This window comes from Paraburkholderia sp. CNPSo 3272 (genome assembly GCF_024206495.1).
Taxonomy (GTDB): domain Bacteria; phylum Pseudomonadota; class Gammaproteobacteria; order Burkholderiales; family Burkholderiaceae; genus Paraburkholderia.
On sequence record NZ_JAMBPQ010000018.1, the window covers coordinates 46872 to 64072 of the forward strand.

Annotated in this window: 13 protein-coding genes; 10 read left to right on the top strand and 3 right to left on the bottom strand. The window is 61.0% G+C overall.

The annotated features are described in order from the left end of the window. Positions 1 to 18 precede the first annotated feature (18 nt). From M3I53_RS21735 to M3I53_RS21750, 4 genes are all read left to right on the top strand, one after another. Positions 19 to 888: a MaoC/PaaZ C-terminal domain-containing protein gene (locus M3I53_RS21735; protein ID WP_254317911.1), complete on the top strand. Its 870-nt coding sequence runs from the start codon at positions 19 to 21 to the stop codon at positions 886 to 888. 55 nt (positions 889 to 943) lie between these two features. Continuing rightward, positions 944 to 2152, top strand: a complete 1209-nt coding sequence (locus M3I53_RS21740; RefSeq protein WP_254317912.1) for an acyl-CoA dehydrogenase family protein — start codon at positions 944 to 946, stop codon at positions 2150 to 2152. A gap of 9 nt (positions 2153 to 2161) precedes the next feature. Further along, positions 2162 to 3295: an acyl-CoA dehydrogenase family protein gene (locus M3I53_RS21745; RefSeq protein ID WP_254317913.1), complete on the top strand. Its 1134-nt coding sequence runs from the start codon at positions 2162 to 2164 to the stop codon at positions 3293 to 3295. A gap of 75 nt (positions 3296 to 3370) precedes the next feature. Next, positions 3371 to 4597: a cytochrome P450 gene (locus tag M3I53_RS21750; protein WP_254317914.1), complete on the top strand. Its 1227-nt coding sequence runs from the start codon at positions 3371 to 3373 to the stop codon at positions 4595 to 4597. A 67-nt stretch (positions 4598 to 4664) separates the two neighbouring features. Here M3I53_RS21750 and M3I53_RS21755 read toward each other — a convergent pair whose 3' ends face one another. Further along, a complete protein-coding gene (locus tag M3I53_RS21755) occupies positions 4665 to 5324 on the bottom strand; it encodes a TetR/AcrR family transcriptional regulator (protein WP_254317915.1) in 660 nt (219 codons plus the stop codon). Between the two features lie 1370 nt (positions 5325 to 6694). Between M3I53_RS21755 and M3I53_RS21760 the strand changes: the two genes are divergently transcribed. The 5 genes from M3I53_RS21760 to M3I53_RS21780 all read left to right on the top strand — a co-directional run bounded on the left by M3I53_RS21760 (position 6695) and on the right by M3I53_RS21780 (position 14358). Beyond that, positions 6695 to 8392 (top strand): DUF1302 domain-containing protein, encoded by a 1698-nt coding sequence (locus M3I53_RS21760; protein ID WP_254317916.1) that lies wholly within the window; start codon positions 6695 to 6697, stop codon positions 8390 to 8392. Between the two features lie 2 nt (positions 8393 to 8394). Continuing rightward, positions 8395 to 9756 (top strand): DUF1329 domain-containing protein, encoded by a 1362-nt coding sequence (locus M3I53_RS21765; RefSeq protein ID WP_302057781.1) that lies wholly within the window; start codon positions 8395 to 8397, stop codon positions 9754 to 9756. Positions 9757 to 9900: 144 nt separating this feature from the next. Beyond that, positions 9901 to 10674 carry a DUF1329 domain-containing protein gene (locus tag M3I53_RS21770; RefSeq protein WP_254317918.1) on the top strand — a complete coding sequence of 258 codons (774 nt, stop codon included), beginning with the start codon at positions 9901 to 9903 and terminating at the stop codon, positions 10672 to 10674. A 123-nt stretch (positions 10675 to 10797) separates the two neighbouring features. Beyond that, positions 10798 to 11862: a YCF48-related protein gene (locus M3I53_RS21775; RefSeq protein ID WP_254317919.1), complete on the top strand. Its 1065-nt coding sequence runs from the start codon at positions 10798 to 10800 to the stop codon at positions 11860 to 11862. A gap of 12 nt (positions 11863 to 11874) precedes the next feature. Further along, a complete protein-coding gene (locus M3I53_RS21780) occupies positions 11875 to 14358 on the top strand; it encodes an RND family transporter (protein ID WP_254317920.1) in 2484 nt (827 codons plus the stop codon). A 129-nt stretch (positions 14359 to 14487) separates the two neighbouring features. Here the strand turns inward: M3I53_RS21780 and M3I53_RS21785 are convergent, their stop codons facing one another. Together M3I53_RS21785 and M3I53_RS21790 are read right to left on the bottom strand one after the other, a co-directional pair. Continuing rightward, the gene (locus tag M3I53_RS21785; protein ID WP_254317921.1) at positions 14488 to 15270 is read right to left on the bottom strand and encodes an SDR family oxidoreductase; all 783 of its coding nucleotides are present in this window, start codon (positions 15268 to 15270) and stop codon (positions 14488 to 14490) included. A gap of 17 nt (positions 15271 to 15287) precedes the next feature. After that, a complete protein-coding gene (locus M3I53_RS21790) occupies positions 15288 to 16313 on the bottom strand; it encodes an NAD(P)-dependent alcohol dehydrogenase (RefSeq protein WP_254317922.1) in 1026 nt (341 codons plus the stop codon). Positions 16314 to 16450: 137 nt separating this feature from the next. Between M3I53_RS21790 and M3I53_RS21795 the strand changes: the two genes are divergently transcribed. After that, on the top strand, positions 16451 to 17200 hold the full coding sequence (locus tag M3I53_RS21795; RefSeq protein WP_254317923.1) for an electron transfer flavoprotein subunit beta/FixA family protein: 750 nt from the start codon (positions 16451 to 16453) through the stop codon (positions 17198 to 17200). The last annotated feature ends 1 nt before the right edge of the window (position 17201 follow it).

Consider the following 17201-nt stretch of genomic DNA (forward strand, 5'->3'; position numbering starts at 1 on the left):
CACCCACAGGACACCCTCATGCTGAACTACGAAGTCGTCAAGAACTGGCCTATCGAAGATGTCACGCAGACGTACAGCGAGCGCGACGTCATGCTGTACTCGCTGGGCATCGGCTTGGGCGCAGACCCGCTGGATGCCGGCCAACTGCGCTACGTCTACGAAAAGGACCTGCAGGCAATGCCGACTTGCGCGGCCGCGTTCGCGTGGCCGAGATCGTGGATGCGCGACGCGCGTACGGGCATCGACTACCTGAAGCTCGTGCACGGTGAGCAGGACGTCCGTTTCGTGCGGCCGATGCCGGTTGCCGCGACCATCGTCAGCAAGACGCGCGTGAGCCGCATCTCCGATAAAGGTCCGGGAAAGGGCGCGATCGTCGAGCTCATGCGTGACATCGTCGACGCTTCGAGCGGCGAACAACTCGCCGAAGTCCGCCAGGTGTCGTTTCTGCGTGGCGACGGCGGATTCAGCGCGGAGTCGGGCGTGAGCGACGTGCCGCCCGAAACGCTTCCGTCGGTGCCGGAGCGCGCGCCGGATGCGGAATACGTCTTCGCCACCGGTGCCCATGCCGCGTTGATCTATCGCCTTTCGGGCGATGCCAATCCACTGCACGCGGATCCTGAGGTGGCGTCGAAGGCAGGGTTCAGCCGGCCCATTCTGCACGGCCTCGCGACCTATGGCATGGCAGGCTACGCCGCAATTCGCACCTTCGCGGGCAACGATGCTTCGCGTCTGAAGCGGCTCGCCTTGCGACTGACTTCGCCGGTATATCCGGGCGAAGAAGTGCGCTTCCAGTTCTGGCGGGATAGCGACACACGCCTGCGTCTGCGCGCACGCGTCGACGCACGCGATGTGGTGGTGCTGAACAACGGCATCGTGGAAATTGCCTGAAACCGCGCCTGGCAGCGCCGACGCGCTTCGCCGGGCAGCGACTGGAGCCTGACGAATGGACCTGAGAGAGAGTCCCGCCGAAAAAGAATTTCGCGCCACGGTGCGCGAATTCGTAGCGACGCATTTGCCTGACGACATTCGTGATCGCGTGCTGAACTTCCGCCATGTGCCGCGCGAAGATTATGTGCGCTGGCAACGCATTCTGGCCGGGAAGGGCTGGGGCGCACCCGCATGGCCCGCGCAATTCGGCGGCGCCGCCTGGAATGCCGCGCAGCGCAACATTTTCGACGAGGAATGCTTTACCGCGGGCGCGCCGCGCCAGATGCCGTTCGGCCTTTCGATGGTCGGACCGGTGATCCAGAAGTTCGGCGCCGAGGCGCAGCGCGAGCGGTTCTTGCCGCGCATCATCTCGATGGAGGACTGGTGGTGCCAGGGTTATTCCGAGCCGGGCGCGGGTTCGGATCTGGCCTCGCTCAAGACGCGCGCGCAGCGTATCGAGCGTGACGGTCAAGCTTGCTACGTCGTCAACGGCCAAAAGATCTGGACGTCGTTCGCGCAATGGGCGAACTGGATTTTCTGTCTCGTCCGCACGGATGGGAGCGGCCGCCCGCAGGAAGGCATCTCTTTCCTGCTGATCGAAATGTCGACGCCCGGTATCACGGTCAGACCGATCCGCACGCTGGACGGCGGTCACGATGTCAACGAAGTGTTCTTCGACAACGTGGAAGTACCGGTGAGCAATCTCGTCGGAGAGGAGCATCGCGGCTGGTCGATCGCGAAGTATCTGCTCGGACACGAGCGCACCAATATTGCCGGACTTGGCAACTGCAAGCGTTTCATGCGGCGTCTCAAGGAGATTGCGAGCACCGAGTGCAAGCACGGCAAACCGCTCATCGAGGACGTGCGCTTTCGCGATCGCATCGCCAAGGTGGAAATCGATTTGATCGCTCACGAATGGTCGCTTCTGCGCGTGGTTTCCGCCGAAACCGCAGGGCGTCCCATCGGTCCGGAAGCTTCGGTGCTGAAGATTCGGGGTTCGGAGATCCAGCAGGAACTCACCGAGCTGATCATGGAATGCGCAGGTCCCTATGCAGTGCCTTTCGTAAGCGAAGCGCTGGAGGCGGACTGGCGCGGCGAGACCGCGAACGGTGAACTGCTCAACGCGCTGGCGGCGCACTACCTGGACTGGCGCAAGATTTCGATCTACGGCGGTTCGACCGAAGTGCAGAAAAACATCATCGCCAAGCAGGCGCTCGGCATCTGAGGACACGCCATGGACTTCACGCTGGTTGAAGAGGAACAGATGCTGGCCGACGTGGTCGGTCGCTTCGTCGAAAAGGAATACGACTTTGAGGCGAGGCGCCGTCTCGCCGCCACGTCGCAGGGCTGGTCGGATGCGCATTGGTCCACGCTCGCCGAAATGGGCGTGCTCGCGCTGAACGTGCCGCAGGACCACGGCGGCCTTGGCACGGGCCCGGTCGAGACCATGCTCGTGATGGAAGCCTTCGGCCGGGGACTCGTGCTGGAGCCGTTCGTTTCGTCGGCCGTGATTGGCGCGAAGCTCATCGGGCGCGCGGGACACGAGGCGCGCAAGGCGGAGCTGCTGGCCGGCATCGCCGACGGCAGCCTGAAGACCGCGCTCGCGACGCTCGAACCCGGCGCGCGATTCGATTTGTGGAACGTAGCGACGAGGGCCGAAGCAACGCGTGACGGGTACATCCTCAACGGCCGCAAGGGCGTCGTGCTGCATGGCGCCTGCGCGGACATTCTGCTCGTTTCGGCACGTACCGCAGGCGAGCAGGCGGACAGGCACGGCATCACGCTCTTCGCCGTCGACGCGCGCGCGCAGGGTGTGGGCGTCAAAGGGTTTCCCGCACTGGACGGTCAGCGTGTCGCGGAAGTGGTGCTGAACGGGGTGCGAGTCGACCAACAGGCGGTGATCGGCGCGATCGATCAGGGTTACCCGTTGCTCGAATGGACCGTCGATCAAGGCATATTCGCGCTGTGCGCCGAAGCCGTGGGCGCGATGTCGCGGCTGAGCGAACTGACTTTCGAGTATCTGCGCACGCGCAAGCAGTTTGGTTCGCCCATCGGCAAGTTCCAGGCGCTGCAGCATCGCGCTGCCGATATTTTGACCGCGGTGGAGCAGGCGAAATCGATCGTCTATTTTGCGGCCGCCAAGCTCGGAGAAGACGATGACGTCGCTGCCCATCGCGCTGTGACCGCCGCGAAGGCGCTCATCGGGCGCAGCGCGCGCTTCGTCGCGCAGCAGGCGGTGCAGCTTCACGGTGGGATGGGCATGACGGACGAGCTGGCGGTGGGTTGGTATGTGAAGCGCCTCACCTGCATCGACATGATGTGGGGAAACACCGAGCACCATATCGAGCTATACGGCGCGTTCCTATAACCGCGGCTCGCACAGTAACAAGGAAGATTCATTCGGCCCTGCATAGCGGTCAATTCGAAGAAAGGAGACAAACTTATGTCAGCAGATCATGGCGCGACTCCGGAGCTGGCGCCGGTACCTGCGCACGTTCCGCCGGAACGGGTATTCGATATCGATATCTATCACCCGCCCGGAGCGGAAGACGACTACCATCTTTCGCTCAAGAAGCTGCACGCCGAAGGGATTCCCGACATGTTCTGGACGCCTCGCAACGGCGGGCACTGGATCGCAACACGCGGCGACGACATCTATCACATCCTCAAGGACTACGAGAACTTCTCGTCGAAGCAGCTCACCGTGCCGCTCGTCGAGCATCAGCCGTTGCCGCCGATCTTCTTTGATCCTCCGCAGCATACGGCGTATCGTGCGTTGATCGCGCCCGCATTCATGCCGCAGGCGATCAGCAAGCTCGAAGAAAAGGCGCGCGAAATGGCGATCGAGTTGATCGAAGACTTTTACCCGAAGGGAGAAGTGGAATTCGTCTCCGGGTTCGCGCAGCATCTGCCGATCGGCATTTTCATGAACATGGTGGCGCTGCCTGCCGAGGATCGCGAGTACCTCCTGAGCCTCGCCGACAAGATGGTGCGCCCGGTGGACGCCAGGGAGAAGCTGGGCGCGCTCGGCGCTATCTTCCAGTACCTCGGCGTTAAGATCGCCGAACGGCGCGCGAATCCGGGCGACGATCTCATCAGCAAGATCGTGAATTCGAAGATCGACGGGCGTGCGCTGACCGACGAGGAGATTCGCGGTCTGTGCGGGCTCGTGCTGATCGGCGGCCTCGATACCGTTGCGTCCGTAATGGGCTTTATCGCGAGCTTTCTGGCTGGCAGCCCCGTACATCGCAAGCAGCTCATCGACAATCCCGAGCTGACCCAAAAGGCCGTTGACGAGCTTTTGCGCCGCTTCCCGGTGGTCAACCAGGGGCGACGAATCACCCACGATTTCGAGTACAAGGGCGTGCAACTGAAGGCGGGCGATATGATCATCATGCCGACCACGCTGCATGGCCTCGACGAGAGAAAGTTCGACGACCCGCTCACCGTCGATTTCACGCGGCCCACGCCGATTCATTCAACCTTCGGCAACGGTGCGCATCGTTGTCCCGGCTCGTTCCTTGCGCGCGTTGAGCTGAAAGTTTTTCTTCAGGAATGGCTCAAACGTATTCCCGATTTCCAGATCAAGCCGGGCGAGAAGGCGGGTGTTCACGGTGGTGTGAACGGCACGCTGTACCACTTGCCTCTTGTGTGGAAGGTGGCCGGCTGAGCGTCCAGCTGCAGAAGGCGGTGCGCGCCGGCCGCTATCGACGCTGCGCGCACCTGCACCTTCAGGTTCATGGAGATGTTTTGCTCAGCGCGCGCCAGACGACCTTCATGGCGTGGCGGAATGCATCCCGTTCCGGTGTGTTCGTCTCCGACCTGCGGAGAAAGACGACCAGACCTTGCAGATGGGAAAGAAGCAGGGCGCCACGCAGCGTACATTCGGTCGACGCCAAATTTGGGTTGATTTCCGCGATCAGATCCGCCAGAAGCACCTGGAAATCCTCAGTGGATTTGGCCATCAGGGCATGGAGATACGGTTCGTGTTCAGCCAGGCTCCAGGTTTCCAGAACAAACGCGCTAACGCGATTGCCGCCGGGTGCCGTCAGCACAGAGAATGCCTCTTCGACGATCATGTCCAGCCGTGTCTCCGGTGGCCGGTGTTTGTCCTGCGTGATCGCCCGATAGTGTGCGAAATAGCGATTCGTGAATGCCTCGATCGTAGCCCGCAATAGTTCTTCGCGGGTGCTGAAATAGTGCTGCAGGGTCCTCAGCCGGATTCCTGCGTCGCTGGCGATGCGGCGTTGCGTGAATCCAGCGTTGCCTTCCGATGCGAAGACTTCGATCGCAACTTCAATGATGGCTGGCACACGTGTAGATCTGTTCCCCCGCCGCCGAGGCGCGTCCGCTGCCGTCTTGTCGAGGTCTGCCGATGAGATGGTCAGGTCTTTCATCTGTTGTGCTCTCCGTGGCATTTCCTGTCTTCGCACGCGTTGCAAGGGCGAGACGTATAAGACTGGAAACTGTTCCCGCCCCGATGCGTACGTCTTCCGGTTCCGGTCGCACGGCGGCGAGTTTGATCTGATGATACTCCTGGTCAGGCGACGAATAAATAATAGTCCGACGACTAATTAAGTCCAGATCACATGAGGCTCTCAGCCCACAGTATCACGAATACTACTAGAAAAAAGGGTAGATTTATCCATGTCGGCATTTCCCCTGGTACCGTCGGGACTTGATAATGGGTCCGCTGACTACTAATATTTAGTCACTAGACACATTTTCGGCTCCGCAGACGGATCCTCCTGCAACGGCAACCGGAGGATGAGGAACACGGGTGTCTGGGCAGACTGGTTCGGGCCTCCATTTGCGTTCGTGGGTGTGATCGTCAGAGGCGCACACAGAGCGGTTGAAGGAGCAGGGCATGAAGCTTGGAGAAAGTTCTTTGCGTGCGCTCATCGAAAAATGGTTCGCACCCACTGCGACCACCCCGGTGCACGTGAGCCGATGTACCTTCGCAAATTCGAGCCAGACGAGGTGTGTGCTCGCGCGGTCGTCTGCCTCGGACCAGAGGGACCTTTCGATATTCTTCTTTCGGCATGACGATGGGGCCTGGCGAGTGTTCCCTCCTGCTCCCCGAAAACCAGCAATGCACTTTAGCGCAGGAACGGGATAGCGGCGTGCGCAAGTCGCGGTCGACAGCCGGCATATATGGAAGGACTGCCAAGGAAAATGGCATAGTCGCGTAAGCGCTTCGGTCGCTCGCGCAATTCTTCCTTCGTTCGCCGTTGATTCGAAAGACTTAACGCCGCGTCGTCTGTGACGGGTACCGCGCACCGCACCGGGGCGGCGGTACCTGGCCGCGTCCGGCCTGCTTGTCGATTTGTGAACCGCCGCAAGCTTGTTGCGCGAAAGCCCCTTAGTTTTTGTAGCCCATGCGCCCAGGCGAGGCGGACCCCCAAATGCAAGCGCCGACAACCCTCGCTAGCACAACGCGCGCCGCAGGCAGGCGGTGCCGCGTCGGCCCAAGCATGCATGTACGTACCGAGTTAAGCCGATGACAAATATCGAACTCGCGTTTACCCAGGTTTGTGAACGGCGTTCGAAAAAATGTATCGCATAGGGGTGAGCGAGCGTTGACAGTCAGGTTTTGAGCGTTTATCTTTGCGAACAGCATTCGTATTCTGGTGATGCGATGGGCAGTACCCCTGGACGCGATGCGGACGAGGTAGGGAGGGCGGTTTCGCTTCATCGCCAAAAGTCTGCGGCAGTCCAATGGCTTTGGCCGTTTCTGCGGCAGTTCGACAAAGACAAGAGGAGACGCATGAAAAAGAAGAGTCTGAAGCCAAGTGCGATCAGCCTTGGCGTGCACGCAACCTGTATCGCCGCGGCGTGCGGATTGTGGAGCGCGAACGCCAACGCATTCCACTTTGATGTGCCGAACCCGGACATCGACATGGAATGGGATAACACCGTGCGTGCGGATTACGACATCCGGCTTCAGAACCCGGACCACTTCTACACGAACAGCCCGACCTACGACGAAGGCGATCTGTCGACGCCGAAGTTCAGCACGATCCAGGCGATGCTGAACCTCTACAGTGAATTCGATTTCAAGTACAAGGATACGTCCGGCTTCCGGATCAGTATGGACGCGTGGTACGACCCAACGTTCAAGAATCACAACACGAGCAATCCTGCTTTTCCGCCGAACTATCCTGACAACGCGTACACAAGCTACATCAAGAAGTACTACCAGGGGCCAAGCGCGGAGCTGCGTGATGCGTTCGTGTTCAACACGTTCGACCTTGGCGGTCACTCCGTCAACGTGAAGCTCGGCCGCACGGCAGTTACCTGGGGCCAGTCGGCGTTTGCTACGCTGGGTGGCGCCAACTCGGTGGCGATCGGCCAGGCGCCGCTGGACCTGATGAAGCTGACGCAGAGCCCGAGCGCTTCGCTCAAGGAAATCGTGTTGCCGACGGCTCAGGCCGACGTGACGACGAACATTACGGATACGATCACCCTCGGGGCGCAATACACCTTCGAGTGGAACCACGATCGCCTGCCAGAAGGCGGCACGTATTTCGGCGGGGCGGATCCGATTCTCTATGGCCCGCCGGTGGCCAGCTACACGACGATTCCTGGACTGGGCACGTTCGCGATTCCGCGTGTAGCGCCGACCAAAGGTCAGATCGGTGATATCGGTCTTGACGGCAAGTGGCGTGTTGATTCGCTGGCAACCACCTACGAACTGACGTATCGCCACTTCGCCATGAAGATGCCTTGGGCGGCCGTGCTTGTACCTGGCGCTGGGCCGCAACTCTTCCCGGGCACCAATCTGCCGGGAGTCACGGCGAAATACGGCAACGACGTCAACCTGATCGGTCTGGGCTTCAATAGCGCTATCGGCAATGCCGCCGTGGCTGGCGAAGTCTCATACCGCTGGAACATGCCGCTCAATGCAGTCAACACGACGACGGTCAACGACGCGCCGACCGGCCGTACCCTCCATGGTCTTTTGAACGTTACGCAGTCGTTCGGCAAGTCGCCGTTGTGGGACAACATGTTCCTGCAGGCGGAATTCTCGTTCAATCAGTTGCTGAGCGTGCAGTCGAATGCGGGAAATTTCGCCAATTCCAGCTATGACACCACCGGCCAGTGTTCGGCATCGGGCAATTCTGCATTCAATAACTGCTCGACGCGCTTCTGGGCCGGTCTCGGCATCGGTGCGAGCCCGCAGTGGTATCAGGTATTCCCTGGGGTCGACCTGACGATGCCGCTGTTCGTCAATCTGAACCTGAAGGGCTACTCGTCCGTTATCTCGCCTGCCGCCGAGGCGCAAGGGCAGAATACGTTCGTGGTCGGGCTCGACTTCACGATTTACAACAAGCACGAGGTCGATATCACCTATACCTATTACATGAACAAGAAGGGGTATTCGACGGCGGGCGCCGCAACCGCTCTCGGCGCGCCGTACAGCGACAAGTCGTGGCTAGGCATCACGTATCAGACGACGTTTTGATAATGGAGACAGCTGTGAAAAGATTCCCAAAGCTTCTTAAGGCGCTTGCGGTTCTTGCGGCAATCTGGGCCTCGCCATACACGCTAGCCGCCGATAGCGGACTGACGCCGTTTGGCGCCGAGATCGCAGGAAACAAGGACGGGACCATTCCTGCCTATACCGGGGGCATCACGCAGGCTCCCACCGGATTCAAACCGGACTCAGGAAAATGGGCGGATCCGTTTCCCGGTGAAAAACCCATTCTCCAGATCACGGCACAAAACTACGAGCAATACGCGGACAAATTAAGTGCGTCGGCAATTGAATTATTCAAACGCTTTCCGACTTACAGGATGGATATCTATCCGACTCACCGCAGCGTTTCGTATCCGGACTGGTATTTGGAGAACTCCAACAAGAACGCTCAAACCGCGAAGCTTGAAAAGAACGGCCTTTACCTGTCCGGAGCATTTGGCGGAAAACCGTTTCCGGTGCCGAAGAATGGGCAGGAAGCGTTGTGGGACTGGGAGTTGCGTTACGTCGGTACGATCCAACGCAATAACGTGAAAACGTGGTTGGTGGACTCGACCGGTACGCCGATCCTTGCGGCGCAATTCAAGAGCTCCCTCTATTACCCGTACTTCGATATCAAGAAGGAGGATGAATTCCGGAAAAAATCGGGCCTCGCAAACTGGTATTACGTGTACAACGACTACGCGGCACCGGCGCGCCTGATTGGCGATACGACCCTCTTCTGGTACTTCATGGACACGGCGGATCATGATCAGCAGTCCTGGGAATACAACCCGGGGCAGCGTCGTGTGCGGGTGGCGCCGGATCTCGCCTACGATACGCCGAACCCCGGCTATTCGGGGGCAATCACGATGGATGACATCCAGTTGTTCTACGGACGGATCGATCGCTGGGACGCCAAGCTCGTGGGCAAGAAGGAGATGTACATCCCGTACAACGACTACAAGCAGCAGTACGAAACGCCAGCGAGCAAGATCCTCACACCGCACTTCGTCAATCCGGATCACGTACGCTGGGAGCTTCACCGTGTGTGGGTCGTTGACCTGAAGCTCAAGTCGGGTGCGCGCCACGTCTACAGCCGCAAGATGCTTTTCCTGGACGAAGACGGCGGTGGCGGGATGATGGACGCTTACGACCAGTCGGGCAAGCTCTATCGCGGTGGATTCGAGACGACGGTGCCCGCCTACGACTACAAGGTTCCCTATTCACTCGGCAACTGGTTTTACGACTTCAATAGCGGCATTTACATCTTCGGCAGTCACCCCGCTGAGACGCCGGGGATTCTCTTCAACGTGAGCTTCCCGTCCGACTACTACACACCGGAACGCATGCAGTCTGCGGGTGTGCGCTAATTGTCTGCTTATGTAGGGATGAGGTAATTAGTAGCGTCCTGCCTGGCCCCGCCAGGCAAGACGCTTCGGCAACGAGTTTCTACACGGGTGTCGGGTCTCGAAAGTAGCGTTGTTGCTTTTGGTCTTGAGTTATCCAGGAAAGGGATGGTGAAGGCTTTGAAGAAGCACCGGATATTGATGAAGGCGCTGGCATTTGCAGCGGCTGTTTGCATGGCGCCGATGGCTGGCGCGCTCGAGAACGGGATGACGCCGTTCGGCTCGCAAATTGCCGGCAGCAAGGACGGGGCGATTCCTGCGTACACGGGCGGAATCACGCAGGCGCCGGCGGGTTTTAAGCCCGACTCGGGAAGGTGGGCGGATCCCTTTGCTGGTGAGAAGCCGACGATGCAGATCACGGCGCAAAACTACCAGCAATATGCGGATAAATTGAGTGCCAGTTCGGTCGAGTTGTTCAAGCGCTACCCGACGTACCGCATGGATGTTTACCCGACGCACCGATCCGTCTCGTACCCGGACTGGTATCTGGCGAATTCGGAAAAGAATGCGCAGAGTGCGAAGCTCGAAAAGAACGGTCTGTTCGTGGAGGACGCATTCGGCGGTAAACCGTTCCCTGTGCCCAGGAACGGGCAGGAAGCGATGTGGGACTGGGAGCTGCGCTACGTCGGTACGGCGCAGCGCAACAATGTAAAGACGTGGCTCGTCGACGCCAGCGGCACGCCGATCCTCGCGGCTCAATTCAAGAGTTCGACGTACGATTACAAAGTGCCGTATTCGCTGGGCAACTGGTTCTACGACTTCAATAGCGGTGTGTATATCTTCGGAAGCCATCCGGCCGAGTCGCCAGGCGTCTTCTTCAATAGCAGCTTTTCGCATGACTTCTTTACGCCGGAGCACATGCAGTCAAGCGGTATCCGATAGCAGGCGGTAAAGCACTAAGCGCAGCGAACTTGCAGTGCCGGTCCGACCCGGCACTGCACGCCAAAAGTACATAAAGCAGGACTGTTCGCGAAGTCGATCGGCAGTAACTGTGAAGGAGACGCAATGCGCAATACCACGTTTCGTTGGCTGGCCATGGTGGCGGCGGCAAGCCTCGCGAGCGGTGCGGTTTATGCGGGGTTTGCCGACCCGATGCACTCGCCGGCAATCACCAACCCACGCGCTGCACACGAACCCGTGATGGCCGTTGCCCAGGCCGGGCAGCGACTGGTCGCGGTTGGGCCACGCGGCGTCATTCTCGTCTCGGACGACGACGCGGCGCACTGGCGCCAGGTGAACGTGCCAGTGAGCTCCGATCTTGTTGCGGTGACCTTCAAGTCCGCGACGCTGGGCTGGGCGGTCGGACACGATGGGGAAGTGCTCCATACGATCGATGGCGGCAATACCTGGACGCGCCAGCTTGACGGCGAGCAGGCCGCGAAGCTGATGACGGACTATTACGCGAAGCAGCAGGGCGATTCGCCGGACCTGAAGGCCTCGCGCGAGGAGGCCCAGCGCTTCGTGGCCGACCAGGGCGGTCGTCCTTTCCTCGACGTCTGGTTCGACGACGAGCGCTCGGGCTGGGTCATCGGTTCGTTCAACATCATTTTCCATACCGAAGACGGCGGCAAGAGCTGGGTTCCATGGTTCGACCGCGTCGACAACCGTGACGCCCTGAACCTGCATGCGATGCGGCGTATTAACGGGACGCTCTATATCGTGGGCGAGCAGGGCCTGCTGCTCAAGCTCGATCCTGACAAGCAGCGCTTCGTTGCGCTGTCCTCGCCGTCCAAGGGCAGCCTCTTCGGACTCGCCGCGGCTGGCAACGCGATGGTCGTGTACGGCCTGCTCGGCAACGCTTACCGCTCCACCGATGGCGGCGCCACCTGGAGCAAGATCACGCTGCCAACCGGCGCGAGCATCCTCGCCTCAGCCGAGCTCCCGAATGGTCGTCTGCTGCTGGCCACGCAGGCCGGCGAGCTGCTCGAGAGCACCGATCAGGGCGCAACGTTCCACACACTGGGCGCGAGCCAGCCGGGCGGGGTCTTCGCCATGGCGCTGCGCGACGACACCGCGGTGCTGGCCGGCGCAGCCGGCCTGACGCGGGTCACATTGGCGAAGTCGCAATAAGGGGGAGCAGACATGGCTGGCGGCAACAATGCCCGATTCGACAAGATGCCCGTCGTGGCCGATCTTGCCCAGTTCGATTCGCGTTCTGGCAACGCGCTCGAGCGGCTGATCTTCAACCGGCGTCCCTGGCTGATGATCATCTGCGCGATCATCACCGCGGTGCTCGGGTTTCAGGCGACGCGGCTCGATGTCAATGCGAGTTTCGAGAAGATGATTCCGCTCTCGCATCCGTACATCAAGAACTATCTTGCCAACAAGGCGGACCTGAAGGGACTCGGCAACTCGCTGCGTATCGTCGTCGAGAATCCTTCCGGCGACATCTACGATCCGAAATACCTGGCGGCACTGCGTCGCATCAACGATGCCCTGTTCCTGATTCCAGGCGTTGATCGCCCGGGTGTGAAATCGCTGTGGATGCCGATCGTGCGCTGGAACGTGGTGACCGAGAAGGGCTTCGCGGGCGGTCCCGTCATGCCGGACGGCTTCGACAGTTCGACTCAGGCGCTCACACAGCTGCGTACGAACGTGGCGCGGGCCAATATCGTTGGCAGCCTCGTATCCAACGACCTGCATTCGAGCATGATCCAACTGCCGCTGCTGGACCACTACGCGGATACGGGCAAGGCGCTTGACTACGCGAAGCTCTCGCACCAAATCGACGAGGTCATCAAGACCGAAGGCCGGGGCGAGGTGCGCGTGCACGTGGTGGGCTTCGCCAGGCTGATCGGAGACCTGATCGCGGGTCTGAAGCAGGTGGCGATGTACTTCGGTATCGCCGCGGCGATTGCGCTCACCGTGATTTTTCTTTACACCCGCTGCTATCGCAGCACGCTGCTGGTGGTGGCTTGCTCGCTTATCGCCGTGGTCTGGCAGCTGGGCATCATCAGCACGCTCGGTTATGTGCTTGATCCGTATTCGGTGCTGGTGCCGTTCCTCGTGTTCGCGATCGGCGTGTCGCATGGCGCGCAGAAGATGAACGGCATCACGCAGGACATCGGGCGCGGCACGCACCGCTACGTGGCTGCGCGCTATACGTTCCGGCGGCTCTTCCTGGCCGGACTCACGGCGCTGCTCGCGGACGTCGTCGGCTTCGCCGTGCTGATGGTGATCGACATTCCGGTGATCAAGGACCTGGCCTTCACGGCGAGCGTGGGCGTGGGCGTGCTTGTCTTCACGAATCTGCTGCTGCTGCCGGTGCTGCTCTCGTATGTGGGTGTGAGTCCGTCGGCGGCACGTCGCAGCGTGCGCGGCGAGCAGAACGACGAACGCGGCACGTCGTCCGCGGGTGCGCTCTGGAACCTGCTGGACCGGTTCACCGAGCGCCGCTGGGCGGTGGGCGCGATCGTGTGCGCGGCGGCGCTCACGGCAGTCGGCTGGTCGATCAGCCAGCACCTGCAGATCGGCGACCTGGATAGCGGCGCACCGGAGCTGCGCCCGAACTCGCGCTACAACCTCGACAACGCGTACATCAACGCGCACTTCGGGCTGTCGAGCGATCTGTTCGTGGTGATCGGCAAGTCGTCGCACGGCACCTGCGACGCGAACAACTTCCCGCTCGTGCTCGAGGCGGACCGCCTCGAGACCGCACTGCGCGGCGTTCCGGGCGTGCAGACGACGACCTCGGTGGGTGGCCTGACGCGCTGGATGACCTCGGGCTTCTACGAGGGCTATCCGAAGTGGTACACGATCGATCGTGTGCCATCGATCATCAACAAGACGGTCTGGCAAATCCTGCTGGACCATCCGGACCTGATCAGCCAGACGTGCGGTACGGCGCCGGTCATTGCGTATCTGACGGACCACAAGGCGGCAACGCTCTCGCGGGTGATGGAGGTGGCCGAGGAGTTCGCGAAGGCGCACAGTGATGCGGACCACCAGTTCCTGATGGCGGCGGGCTCGGCCGGTATTGACGCGGTGACGAACGTGGTTGTTGCGAAGGCGAACCGCACGATGCTGTTCATGGTGTACGCGGCGGTGATCCTGCTGTGCTTCATCACGTTCCGCAGCTGGCGCGCGGTGGTGGTGGCGGTCGTTCCGCTCGGCATCACGTCGGTGCTGTGCGAGGCGCTCATGGTGAAGCTGGGTATTGGCGTGAAGGTAGCGACGCTGCCGGTGATCGCGCTGGGGGTGGGGATCGGCGTGGACTACGCGCTGTACCTGCTGAGCGTGCAGCTTGCGTACCAGCGCACAGGGCAGCCGCTCAAGGTGGCCTACCGCCACGCGGTTCAGTTCACGGGCAAGGTGGTGGCGCTGGTGGGTGTGACGCTGGCCGCGGGGGTGGTGACGTGGGCGTTCTCGCCAATCAAGTTTCAGGCCGATATGGGCATCCTGCTTACGTTCATGTTCCTGTGGAATATGATCGGTGCGCTGATCCTGATCCCGGCGCTGTCGCATTTCCTGTTGCAAGGGATTTCCCGCAAGGCAGTGGCGAAAGCCCCGGCGGCGGGTTCGTCGCAGGTCGAAGCCTGCAATGGCGAGGTGACCCTGCGGTCGTGACCGTGTGGCATGTGCCGCGTTACGCGGCACTCCCGGCAGAACGAATGTAGCGGCCCGCCATTTGCGAAGATGGCGGGCACGCATTGCGTGCAAGACAGGACACGTCGGGGCGGACGGTGCTGAGCAGGCCTACACCACGGACATCGAGAAGCTCAGGATCTCCGAGACGCCGCCGTCCACCATCAGCATCTGGCCATTCATGTAGGAGCTGGCCTCGGAGGCGAGAAACACGGCTACGCCGCCGAGTTCCTCGGGGTTCCCCCAGCGCCCGACCGAGATATGCGAGCGCACAATCTCCTTCATTTGCGGATTCGATGTAACGGGCTCTGCCATATCGGTGAGGAAATAGCCGGGGCAGATGCCATTGCAACGGATGCCGTGGCGGCCCAGCTCCGCGCCGAGCGATTTCGTGAGTCCGGCGACCGCGTGCTTGCTCGCTACGTATGCCTGGAGCTTCTCGCGGCCCAGTACCGAAACGTAGGACCCCACGTTGATGATGCGTCCGTGCCCGCGTTCGATCATGGGACGAGCGACTTCCTGCGCGAGCAAATACGCGGCCGTGACGTTGGTATCCATCGTCCTTTGCCACATTTCAACCTTCGACTGAAGAAAATCGCTCCATTCGCAAATGCCGGCGTTGTTGAGCAGGACGTCGATGCGTCCATGACGCGCAAGGACGTTGCGTACGCCGTTTCTGATCGCGTCTTGATCCGTGAGATCGAACGGTTCGAGGTCGACGCTGCCGCCCGCCTCACGGATCTTCTGGGCAGCGGTTTCGAGGCTCTCGCGCGATCGCGCGCAAAGAATGACGGTCGCGCCTGCCGACGCCAAAGCATTCGCCATGGCGAAGCCGAGACCGCGCGACGCGCCGGTGACTAGCGCGATCTGTCCGTCCAGTGAAAACAGTTTCATAGTCTGGCTCCCATCGATCATGCAGTGGCTGCCCGCTGGTGGCGAATGACGATCTTGCCGAAATGCTGCTGGCTTTCGAGGTGCCGCAGCGCATCCGGTACGTGTGCAAAGTCATAAACTGAGTCGATTACCGGCCGCATTTTGTGCAGGCCGATCGCGCGATTCATCGCTTCGAAATCCTGACGGGAGCCAACGCGGATCGGCGCGATGGACAGGCCGCGTGTGAAGAATCCCTCGCCGGGAGAGGGAGCGCCGGTCAGCAGCCCCACGACGCTGATCCGGCCGCCGTCCCGCGTGGCGGCAACGGACTTGCCGAACGTTTGGGCGCCCCCAACTTCCACGACCAGATCGACGCCCAGCCCATCGGTCAGGCGCAGCACGGCATCGTCCCATTGCGGCGTTTCGCGGTAGTTGATCGTGGCGTCGGCGCCCAGTTCTGCGAGGCGCTTGAGCTTCACATCGCTCGACGAAGTGGCAATCACGCGTGCGCCGAAGAGACGCGCAAGCTGCAGCGCGAAGATCGATACGCCGCCCGTACCTTGCACGAGGACGGTTTGGCCCGGCAGAAGCGGTGCGTGCTGGCACAACGCGTTCCATGCGGTGACGGCGGCACAGGGCAGCGTTGCCGCCTCCACGTCGGAAAGATGATCGGGAACGCCAACCAGTTCGTCTTCGCTCAATACGGCCCTCTCGCGCAGCATGCCTTCGACTATCGCGCCGCGGCCCAGCATATCCGCGTGTTGCGGGCGGGCGCCGCCATGCCAGTTTTCCGCGAAGTTCGCCATCACCCGGTCGCCCGGCCTGAAGCGCCGAACGCCCGCGCCAACCGCAAGCACGACACCCGCCCCGTCAGAGGCGGGGATGAAATTGGGCGCCATCCAGTCGCGAAACGCGCCATTCATCAGCAACAGCTCGCGAAAATTCAGCGAACTTGCATTGACCTGCACAAGGATCTCACGAGCGCCGGGCGGCGGCGGATCGGGTTCCTCGCGTAGCGCCAGACCTGAAATGCCTTCAAAACGCTCGCATCGATAGAGCTTCATTCGTCGTCTCCATGGTGGTGAACGAGAGCGTCAAATTCATTGCCGAACGACGCCTTGTTCATTCTTCTCGTTGACAGCTGCAAAAAGATGAGTTCAGAATATAGAACATTGTTCAACAAAGCGTTCGGAGCGTCAAATTGAAGATACTGGTCGCGGCGAAGCGCGTGATCGACTACAACGTGAAACCGCGGGTAAAGGCCGACGGTTCGGGCGTCGATCTGACCAACGTGAAGATGGCCATGAACCCGTTCGATGAGATCGCGGTGGAGGAGGCGGTGCGCCTCAAGGAAGCGGGCGTCGCGAGTGAAGTCGTCGTGGTGTCGGCGGGAACTCCCCAATCGCAGGAGGTGCTGCGCACGGCGCTCGCGATGGGGGCGGATCGCGCAGTGCTCGTCGAAAGCGATGCGGAGTTGCAGCCGCTCGCAGTCGCCAAATTGCTGAGCGCCGTGGCCGCGCGGGAAAACCCGCAACTGGTGCTGCTGGGCAAGCAAGCCATCGACAACGACGCAGGCCAAACCGGCCAGAAGCTCGCCGCGTTGCTCGGCTGGCCGCAGGCGACGTTCGCGTTCAAGACGGAAGTCGATGGTCAGCAACTGCTCGTCACGCGCGAGATCGACGGTGGGCTCGAACGCGTCGCGCTCGATTTGCCGGCCGTTATCACGACAGATCTGCGCCTGAATAGCCCGCGCTATGTGACGCTGCCCAACATCATGAAAGCAAAGAAGAAGCCGCTGGAGACGCTGAGTCCCGAGGCGCTGAATGTCGATGTTGCACCTCGCTTGAAGGTTCTCGAAGTGACTGAGCCGCCCGCGCGCAAAGGCGGCGTAATTGTTCCGGATGTTGCAGCGCTGATTGAAAAGCTTCGAAACGAAGCGAAGGTGATCTGAT